Source organism: Brooklawnia sp. (genome assembly GCF_032229645.1).
Lineage (GTDB): Bacteria > Actinomycetota > Actinomycetes > Propionibacteriales > Propionibacteriaceae > Brooklawnia.
Window position 1 is genome coordinate 1 of the sequence record NZ_JAVTWX010000110.1, and the last position, 1297, is coordinate 1297.

The window sequence follows — 1297 nt, forward strand, 5'->3', positions numbered from 1 at the left end:
CCCCCGGGCCGAACTCATCGGCAGCCGCAGCGTCACGTTACGCGAAGACGCTCGCATCGTCCGGCAGGTGCTTGCTCGGATTCAGGCTCCCAACCTCACCGCGCCGCGTCGCGTGATCCTCTCCAAGAGATAGGACATGAATGCCGGGCCGTCGTTCGCCTCCTTCCAGCCCCAGCGATATGTCCAATAGCCCTCGCTTCGGAACTGGTTCTCCCGATGTTTCTCTTTCATGACGACATCTGCTGCCGTCATTCCTTCGGGCACGAGGTCGTCATACTTGATTCGGCCGTCGAATTCACCGAGCAGACCAAGATCCGGCCAACCGAAGTCGCTTCGTCCGAGAAGCGCGCCGCCGCTGGTTCTCACTTCGAACTGCAGTATCGGCATGGGAATGCCGGCCCGGATCATCCAGTAACGACTGATCGATTCTCCCGGACTCTCAGATAGCGGATCAGCATGCGCGAGCGCCCATTTGGCATTCCCCACCCCCGATCGTCGATTCGACTGCTCGACACACTCGGCAATCCCGTCCAAAGAACCGAGCTTTCGCCAGGCCGCGTCCATGATGGCGAGGGCCTCGTGGGGCCGCACCAAGCGGCACAGATCGGAAACCGTGCGCGGCAGGTTCGTGACGGTGAACCCATCATTGGTCTCGATCTCATCGGCACCCAATGGGAGCCGATGACTGTGCACCCATCGCCCAACGCTCCCATTAGATGCTCGCCGGATCACATGCACCCGCGTCAGCAGCCGGTGAGGCACCGGCACACCCCAGACCAGGCCGGCGGACGCGTGACTCAGGATCGTATCCGGCCCGAGCAGTGGCACGGTCGTCCGCAATAATGCCCAGTGCTGCTCCGTCGGCTGCGGACTCGGCCGGCCAAGCCCATACCCGCCATGTCGGACGACATGAAGCTCGCCCGCCCGAACCAACCTTTCTACGGCACGCCGTTCATACCCGCCGGCACGCAAATCTGCGAAGCGATCTGTCTTCATGCACAAATGATCGGCAAATGGCCATGCGAATTGGTCAAAGAACTTCCTGTCTGTGGAAAACTCACGGTTCTGAGATTGCCACGTGAGGAATGCTCATTCTGCGGATTGCACAAGGGCTGCCCAAATGGCCAACAGCTAGCGAAATGCCCGCTCCCGCCACAACGGCTGCCGCTAATCACACACGCTAGCGAATATCCGGTAGCCACCGTCACTTCCGGCAGCCGCCTGCCCAACGGGCCGAACAAACCAGCAGCCGCTGCCACTTGCGGCAGCCACTGCGACGCGGCACCGAACAAACCGG

The 1297-nt window shown here is 61.6% G+C and carries 2 protein-coding genes; one reads left to right on the forward strand and one right to left on the reverse strand.

Annotated elements, in window-relative coordinates; translation table 11 throughout:
• Nucleotides 1-81: 81 nt before the first annotated feature.
• Entirely contained in the window at nucleotides 82-564 is a 483-nt protein-coding gene (locus AAFP05_RS08240; protein WP_341729377.1) for a hypothetical protein, read from the reverse strand.
• 333 nt (nucleotides 565-897) lie between these two features.
• Here AAFP05_RS08240 and AAFP05_RS08245 point away from each other — a divergent pair.
• Nucleotides 898-1297: hypothetical protein (locus AAFP05_RS08245; RefSeq protein WP_341729378.1), on the forward strand; the 400-nt coding region annotated here is incomplete at its 3' end.

What these genes read in the sequence shown, in the direction of transcription:
- AAFP05_RS08240 (WP_341729377.1), bottom strand. Translation starts at nt 564, where the DNA reads ATGGACGCGGCCTGGCGAAAGCTCGGTTCTTTGGACGGGATTGCCGAG.